This is a genomic window from Pseudoalteromonas sp. PS5 (genome assembly GCF_004103255.1).
Classification (GTDB): Bacteria; Pseudomonadota; Gammaproteobacteria; order Enterobacterales; family Alteromonadaceae; genus Pseudoalteromonas; species Pseudoalteromonas peptidolytica.
On the sequence record NZ_RCSQ01000022.1, the window covers coordinates 20,793 to 28,974 of the forward strand.

6 protein-coding genes are annotated in these 8,182 nt (G+C 40.6%); 3 read left to right on the forward strand and 3 right to left on the reverse strand.

Translation table 11 applies throughout. From position 1 onward, the window contains the following. Nucleotides 1-61 precede the first annotated feature (61 nt). The 3 genes from D9603_RS03200 to D9603_RS03210 form a co-directional block, all read right to left on the reverse strand. Nucleotides 62-826: an ElyC/SanA/YdcF family protein gene (locus D9603_RS03200; protein WP_128730073.1), complete on the reverse strand. Its 765-nt coding sequence runs from the start codon at nt 824-826 to the stop codon at nt 62-64. Nucleotides 827-1,007: 181 nt separating this feature from the next. Then, the gene (locus D9603_RS03205) at nt 1,008-1,895 is read right to left on the reverse strand and encodes a LysR substrate-binding domain-containing protein (protein ID WP_125252346.1); all 888 of its coding nucleotides are present in this window, start codon (nt 1,893-1,895) and stop codon (nt 1,008-1,010) included. A 284-nt stretch (nt 1,896-2,179) separates the two neighbouring features. After that, the gene (locus tag D9603_RS03210; RefSeq protein WP_128730075.1) at nt 2,180-4,558 is read right to left on the reverse strand and encodes an EAL domain-containing protein; all 2,379 of its coding nucleotides are present in this window, start codon (nt 4,556-4,558) and stop codon (nt 2,180-2,182) included. A gap of 191 nt (nt 4,559-4,749) precedes the next feature. Here D9603_RS03210 and pyrC point away from each other — a divergent pair, with 191 nt between their 5' ends. The 3 genes from pyrC to D9603_RS03225 all read left to right on the forward strand — a co-directional run bounded on the left by pyrC (nt 4,750) and on the right by D9603_RS03225 (nt 8,108). Then, a complete protein-coding gene (gene pyrC / locus D9603_RS03215; protein ID WP_128730077.1) occupies nt 4,750-5,787 on the forward strand; it encodes a dihydroorotase in 1,038 nt (345 codons plus the stop codon). Nucleotides 5,788-5,954: 167 nt separating this feature from the next. Beyond that, nucleotides 5,955-6,263, forward strand: a complete 309-nt coding sequence (locus D9603_RS03220) for an H-NS histone family protein (RefSeq protein ID WP_125252343.1) — start codon at nt 5,955-5,957, stop codon at nt 6,261-6,263. A gap of 78 nt (nt 6,264-6,341) precedes the next feature. Next, the gene (locus tag D9603_RS03225) at nt 6,342-8,108 is read left to right on the forward strand and encodes a DEAD/DEAH box helicase family protein (protein ID WP_241651565.1); all 1,767 of its coding nucleotides are present in this window, start codon (nt 6,342-6,344) and stop codon (nt 8,106-8,108) included. Nucleotides 8,109-8,182: the final 74 nt, after the last annotated feature.

Genomic DNA, 8,182 nt, shown 5'->3' on the forward strand with positions numbered 1-8,182 from the left:
TTTACGTTTTTCAGCGCCAATTTATCGGAATTTAGCCTTGTTTTGTTGTCTTTTTCGTCATTTAGAGTGCTTCTGGGTCAATCGCGCGACGAATAGCTATCCATACTTTGCCAACCTGTTCATGCCAAACTCTAGTTACGACTTCGAGTGCTGTATGGTTGGCGATAAACTGTCGACTCCATGGATGCTGAGCAAAATTATAAAATTCTGTAGGTGCAGGGATGGTCTCAACCCCTTGAGCGTTGAAAAGATCCATCGCTCGTTGCATATGTGTAGCTGAGGTGACAAGTGCTACATTGTAATCAATTAACATAGGTGCGAGCATTTTGGCTTCGTCGGCGGTGTCTTTTGGATTTGGGTTCTGTTTTATCCTCGAAGTTGCAATACCTAGGCTTTGAGCTGTCTTGGCCATTAACCCTGCGCTAGTGGCATGACCATAGCCATACCCTGAAACAAATAGGTGTGCACTAGGGTAGAGATTCGCTAAACGCACACCTTCAACTAAGCGAGCAAGGCTACAACCGCCAAGTTGTGCATTACTAGGTAATGATTGATTTGGATATAAATCGCAACCCAGCACGACAATTTTGTCGATACTTTGATGTTTTCTTGGGTCAAACGCGGTGAGCATTTGAGCATCTGTCTCGATAATTTTCTGTGCTACATAAGGAGTAGATAAACTCCAAATAGACAGTAAGCTCAGCCAACAAAAAATGTATGGTGCTTTTCGAGTTTTTGCGACAAACAGCAATAAGCCCATCAACAGAATTAAAGACAAAGGTAATGGCATGAGTAGTTGACCGAGAACCTTTTTCATTTCAAACATGGAAAATCCTTGTGCTAGCATGTGTAACTTGAAGGTATGCTAGCATGAGAAGAGGGTTCTAGAAATCAATCACATCATATTTACAGCCGTCGCTTCTGCGCCTATTTAAAAACGCCCAGCTACGGCTACGAGACTTTCGACCGCTATGACAGAGCAAAAAAGCAAACGAGCGCGCAACTATTTATCGTGCGGTTGTTTTTCTGCATGTGTTCAAAAAGTGCCGATATACAGGATTGTCTTTCATGCTTTTTTTCATGGCCAAATACATTGGGCGGCTCAGTCCAAGCGCACCAAGTGGAATTGACTTAATTAGCCCCTGACTTTCGTAGGGCGTTACCAACCAATCAGGTAACGCGGCAACTCCCATTCCAGCACTAACAAGCTGAAAAATAAGTAGTCCTTGATCTACGTTTTTGAGTGTACCGTCAAAGCGAGCGTTTTGAATAAAGTGCTTAAAAATATCTTGCCTTTCACGAGGTATGGGATAAGAAATGATAGTTTCATCTTTTAAATCTAGTGCGGTCACATAGGCTTTTTTGGCAAGCTCATGATCTGGTGCGACAATTAACTTTAACTTAAAGTCGAATAAATGCGCATACTCTAGTTTTTCTGGTTCACGAATATCAGAGGTAAGTACCAAGTCAAGTTCATCATCCATGAGATCTGGAATTGCGTCGTAGCTAAATCCACGCTCGTAATCCACTTTAATATCAGGCCAAAACGTATTGAACTCTTTTATCGTGGGCAATAGCCAGTGAAAACAAGCATGGCATTCGACGCTGAGCCTTAGCTGTGAAATCGGTTGATTCAGGCTCTCTTTTAGACGGCATTTAGTAGCTTCAACTTTTGGCAATACCTCATTTGCAAGTTCTAGCAACAACATACCTTGAGGTGTAAATCGCACCGGTTGGGTCTTTCGCTCGAATAGTTGACAGTCAAGTTTGCTCTCGAGATCTTTGATCTGATGAGATAAAGCAGATTGAGTCAGGAAAAGCTCTCGTGCTGTATTCACAAGAGAACCAGTTTCTTTCAAGGTGGAGATAGTTTTTAGGTGCTTTATATCAATCATTATCAACAGTTCTCATATTTGAAGTGAGTAAATCTCAGCTTTACTCAATATTACGATTCTATTTATTTATTATCAATGTCTAGACGTCTAAATACCTATGGTGAATTGTTCAAAAATTCACAAATCCACTATAACACTAAAAATGACAGCGTTGTCACCAATTCTGTAAAAAAATTGCAAAAAATTATAGTTTAGTTTTATTCATATAATGAAAGTCAAATTTTCTCCAAACCTTTGGTGCGTTAATCAAAGGTTTGGCTTAAAGATGAACGAGCTGGTTGTTTTTAAATTTTGCCTATGTTTTCAGAGTAGCTAAAAACAAAAGCCATCGCTTGATCTGCTGGCAGCGGTTGAGAAACAATAAACCCTTGGCCAAACTGACAGCCTTTTTGTTTCAATAACTGCCATTGTGTCTGCTGCTCTATGCCCTCAGCAACCACAGTCAAATTGAGTGATTGAGCAAGCTTTAAAATTGCATCTACGAGTGGGTTTTCTTTTTCAGTGAGCTGATCAATAAAGCTTTTATCTATTTTTAGCACGTGTATAGGTAATTGATGTAAATAACCAAGTGCTGAATATCCGGTACCAAAGTCATCTAGATAAAGCTTGACGCCAAGGGAAGCCAGTCCATGGATTATTTTTGTCGCTAGCGCTAAATTAGCGATAAGCCCTGACTCTGTGATCTCCAAACATAGTGAGCCAGAATGCAGCTCATAACGTTGATAAAGCTCTCTGATTGTATCTACAAACTCTAGGCTGGCAAAATGCCGAGAAGAGACATTGACGGTAACTCGTATCGGCGGTTGACCTTGATCTTTCCAGCGCTTTAATTGTGCTGCAGCTAGGGTCAGAAGGTGCAAGTCCAGCTCGATGATTTGCCCGGTTTGCTCTGCTATTTGAATAAAGGTATCAGGAGAAACAAGGCCATTTTTTGGGTGAAACCATCGGACTAATGCCTCGAAACCAACAATCGCTCCGGTGTTGAGTGAAAATATCGGTTGGTAGTACAAAGCAAATTCGTTATTTTTAATGCCATGCTGGAGATCATTTTCTATATCTGCTTGTTGTTTCAGGCGCTTACGCATCGCGTTATTAAAATAACACACTTGTCCTCGTCCTGAGGACTTAGCCTCATACATAGCTGCATCAGCTTGCTGCAATAGGTTGATTGCGCTATCAGAGTCTTTGTCGGTAAAGGCAACACCTATACTTGCTGATGCCTGTAGCACATGACCGTCGATATGTAGGGGCTTGGTAATTGCTTTGGTGATCCTATCAAGGAGGACACTCACTTGCTTTTTATCCGACACATTTTCTAAAAAAATTGCAAATTCATCGCCACCAAGGCGAGCAAATGTATCTGTTTTACGAATACAAGTACCAACTTTTTCCACAATTGCAATTAAGAAGTGATCACCAACATCATGCCCAAGCGAATCATTGATACTTTTAAACCTATCTAAATCTAGATAAATAAGGCAGTGCATGTGAGAAGATGAGCCTCGAGCGAGTCGTAAAATAGCATGTTTTATCCGCTCTAATAACAGATATCGATTCGCCAGACTTGTTAAGTCGTCATGTAGCGCGCGGTGTTCAAGTGCTTGCCTTGATAATTGCCGGTCAATTGCCATGCTGACTTGACGGCTTATATAAGTCAAAATAGAAAGGTCGTGGTTGACGAAGGCGTGGTCATTGTCATAACTCTGTAGGACAATTACACCTTGATACTGGCTATTAACAATAAATGGCACACCCAGCCAAGAGCGGGGCGAGCGGCCAATCATCTTAAAATGTCCCCGTTTTATGTGCGTGTTAAACTGGAGATGGTCGCATAAAAGTGGTCGCTGATTTTTTAATATAAAATAAGATGCGCTATGTTTTATTTGATCTTTTGACACTCGCTGGTGCGCATTGCATTTTTCTGCACCTTCAACCAAGTAAACGATTTCTAGCACGTCCTCTTGGGTATCGTATAAACCAATAAAAAAGTTTTCCGCACTTAGTTGGGATGCAATGATCATATATAGATCATCATAAAAAGCTTCTAAATTCTCGAAGCGATAAGTGATGTTAGCGATTTTCAACAAAGACTTCTCTAGATTCTGAGCCTGATGTAATTGAGCAATGGTGGATTGTAGATTTTCCAGTGTTCTAAGTTGATGTATTTTTGCACTTAATAAATGCGCGACGGTTGATAAAATCTGTAAGTGTGCAGCAGTAAAATAATCCGCTTCAGGGTGCTCGCAATCAATTACACCAATCAAGTGGTCTTCATATTCCAACGGTACACATAATTCTGATAGAGCAGGGCGAAGATCTGCGATGTACATAGGGTGAGAAGCGACATCTCCAGAAATAAAGGGCGTTCTTGTCATTGCCACTTGGCCGGTAATACCTGAGCCTATTTTTATCCTAGTTTGTGCCACTCGATAGTCGCTATTATTTTCCGACACGCCCATGCTTGCAGCTACTTCAAGGTATTCTTGATAAGGGTCTGCAAGATAAATCACACAATCAACAAAGCCAAGTTTACTAACGACTTGTGTTGTAACGTATTCAAATAATTCATCGAGCTTGGTCAGGTGCAGCAGTGACGAGGAAAACTGGTTGATGATGCTAAGCTGCTCTGTTTTTGATTCTAGTTTTTGGTTTTCAGATAGCATACATATTTCTCATAAATGACTATGATTACGTTAACGTAATTTGCACTTATTTACCAATACTGAAGTGTTTGTTTTATTGCGCTACAGAGAGCCATACCTCTGAGTTGAAATAAACTAAGCTTCGTCTTAAAAACTTTACTAACACCAAATCGCGGCCTATGATCGGGCAAATTCAGTAGTGGAAGAGAGCAATGAGCAGCAAACAAACGCTAACAATCACAAGACCGGATGATTGGCATGTTCACCTGCGAGATGGTGACGTATTGGTTGATACCGTAAGAGACATTAGTCGCTACATGGGGCGAGCGATTATTATGCCTAACTTAGTGCCCCCAGCAACATGTACCGACAGTGCTTTGGCATATCGCGAGCGGATCATGGGTGCTAATCCGCAAGGTAATTTTGAACCTTTAATGGTGCTTTATCTTACAGACAATACGACGCCAGAGGAAATCAAAAAAGCAAAGGCAACTGGTCACATTGTTGCGGCTAAACTGTATCCAGCCGGTGCGACGACTAATTCAGATTCGGGTGTCACGGATATTGAAAATGTATATCCTGCACTTGAAGCTATGCAAGAGGTTGGTATGTTGCTGCTAGTGCATGGGGAAGTGACAGACTCTTCAATCGATATTTTCGACCGAGAAAAAGTGTTTCTTGAAACTAAACTCTCTAAGGTAGTAGACAACTTCCCGTCTTTAAAGATTGTGTTGGAGCATATTACCACAAAAGATGCTGTTGATTTTGTTACCAATGCACCGGACAATGTTGCCGCTACAATCACAGCCCATCATTTACTATATAATCGTAATCACATGCTGGCTGGTGGTATTCGCCCTCACTACTATTGTCTGCCAATCTTAAAACGTAATACTCACCAGCAGGCTTTGATTGCAGCTGCAACGAGTGGCAGTAAAAAGTTTTTCCTAGGCACAGACTCTGCGCCTCATGCAAAAGACAAAAAAGAAGCGGCATGTGGTTGTGCTGGTGCCTATACGGCGCATGCCGCTATTGAACTTTACGCTGAAGCATTTGAAGAAGCGGGAGCACTTGACAAGCTTGAAGGCTTTGCAAGCCACTTTGGCCCTGACTTTTATAATTTGCCACGAAATCAAGATACGATTACGTTAACAAAATCACCATGGGTGGTGCCTGACTCTTACACACTCGGCACAGGCTCAGTAGTTCCTATTAAAGCAGGTGGGACAATTGACTGGAAAGTAGATTGAGTTTTAAACAAAATGTAATTAAAATTTCTTAAATCACATACAAAAGCGCTATTATGGCGCTTTTTTTTGTTAAAATCTTTAGGTATATAGAATAGAATTTGTTTTTTTAAAATTTTAATATAGTATTCAATATTAATATTAAAACTAGCTTAAATGAGAGAGTGTCAATGCGTGAGATCAAGTCTTTTGTAAAAACTGCAAGTCCGAGTGATTTAGAAAAAGCATTGGAGTATATTCAAAAAGCGCTGGATGAGCAAAAGGAACAACAACAAGCCAAAGCTGAAGTAATGGCAATGTTGAAAGAAAAAGGACTTACGCTTGATGATTTAGTAGGTGAAGGCGCAGCTGATCGTCGCTCAAAAGTAAAACCTAAATACCGTATAATCATTGACGGTGAGGTAACAGAGTGGACGGGTCGCGGTAAAACACCTAAGGTATTCCAAGGTGTTAACTTAGATGATTATCTAATCGAATAAATAGCCGATTATTGGTGTAGTTAGATATTGCACTGATAAAGCCTACATGAAAGGCGTATCTCAATAGATACGCCTTTTTTGGATCAATTAGTTATATTTGAGGCGCTTATTTACGTATTAAGACCTTATCAGAAAGAAGCCGTAACAAATACCTTGGTTCACTTTCGTAAAAGTAATGATTCTGCTGTCATAGTATTACCGACAGGAGCTGGAAAAAGTTTAGTTATTGCAGAATTAGCAAAGCTTGCTAAACATAAAATACTGGTATTAACTCATGTTAAAGAGTTAGTTGAACAAAATGCACAAAAATATAAAAGTTATGGTTTACAGGCGAGTATTTTTTCCGCTGGCTTAAAAGAAAAGTCGTTACAGCATCAAGTCACGTTTGCCAGTGTGCAATCTTTATCGAGAAATGTCTCTCAGCTCGATCAATTCTATTCCCTCGTTATTATTGATGAATGTCATCGAGTAAGCGGCGAGGATAACAGCCAGTATCAGCAAATCCTGCAGCAAGTACGGACACTAAATCCAAACTTAAAAATACTAGGCCTCACTGCAACACCTTATCGGTTGGGTATGGGGTGGATATACCAAAAACATTATCATGGTTTCGTGAGAGGTGGAGCTGATTCACCATTTAAGCATTGTATTTATGAGTTGCCGCTTAGGTATATGATCAAAAACAACTACCTAACCCCACCAAATCAAATAGATCCTGCGGTAGAAAACTATGACTTTTCCAGTTTAAATACAGATTCATTTGGGCGCTATTCAGCATCAGACATGAATACATTATTAAATGCTCAGACTCGTGCGACAAAAAGTATTATTGAGCACTTGATAGGTTTGAGTACACAGCGACAAGGGGTGATGATTTTCGCAGCCACCGTCATGCACGCAAAGGAAGTGTTAGGTTACTTACCGGAGCAGTGTAGTGCGCTAATTACCGGTGAAACCAAATCTACAGAGCGTGATCTGTTAATCAAGAAATTTAAAAATAAAGAAATTAAATACCTAGTTAATGTGTCGGTATTGACTACTGGATTTGATGCTCCCCACGTAGACGTTATCGCAATTTTACGCCCAACAGAATCAGTAAGCCTGTATCAGCAAATTGTAGGCAGAGGACTTAGGCTGGATGACAATAAAGTAGATTGTCTGGTTTTAGATTATGCGGGAAATGATTTCGACTTATTTTCGCCAGAGGTTGGCAGCAAAAAGCCGAGTAATGACAATGAACCGGTACAGGTACTTTGCCCAGGCTGTGGCTTTGCAAACATATTTTGGGGGAAAGTGGATGAGCAGGGCAAAGTGATAGAGCATTTTGGGCGACGCTGCCAGGGGCTGTTGGAGGATATTGATGGGGATTCACAACAATGTGACTTTCGCTTCAAATTCAAAGAATGTGACGCATGTGGTGCTGAAAACGATATTGCGGCAAGGCAATGTCATCAGTGTGGCGGGGTAATGGCTGACCCAGATGATAAGCTCCGTGCTGCCCTTAATTTAAAACATGCGATGGTGTTAAGGTGTAGCGGCTTAAGTGGGGAAGTGTTTAGCGAAAATAAGTTAAAAGTTACTTACTTTGATGAAGATGGTGCCAGCTGTAGTGAGGTGTATGATTTTTCTAATCAAAAAAGTGTATTTGTGTTCCACCAGCTTTTTGCAAAACGAAGAAAGTCAACACCTGTGCCTGCAAAGTGGCTATCTGCTGCACAGGTAACGACGACAGATCTCATCGCGCCAGATTTTGTTATCGCCAAATTACATAAAAAGTTTGGTTGGCAGGTTTCCGAAAAGTTATTTGATTACCAAGGAAGTTTTAGAAAAGCAGATAAAAGTTAGTCGTCTAGGTATCAGCACACCTATTAAATGTTGTTAAAACCTTAAGGTGTGCTTGGTTATACCAATTTGCTTAA

Excerpts from the sequence above, each read along its gene's own strand:
- D9603_RS03200 (WP_128730073.1), bottom strand. The coding sequence starts at position 826 with ATGTTTGAAATGAAAAAGGTTCTCGGTCAACTACTCATGCCATTACCT.
- D9603_RS03205 (WP_125252346.1), bottom strand. The coding sequence starts at position 1,895 with ATGATTGATATAAAGCACCTAAAAACTATCTCCACCTTGAAAGAAACT.
- D9603_RS03210 (WP_128730075.1), bottom strand. The coding sequence starts at position 4,558 with ATGCTATCTGAAAACCAAAAACTAGAATCAAAAACAGAGCAGCTTAGC.
- pyrC (WP_128730077.1), top strand. The coding sequence starts at position 4,750 with ATGAGCAGCAAACAAACGCTAACAATCACAAGACCGGATGATTGGCAT.
- D9603_RS03220 (WP_125252343.1), top strand. The coding sequence starts at position 5,955 with ATGCGTGAGATCAAGTCTTTTGTAAAAACTGCAAGTCCGAGTGATTTA.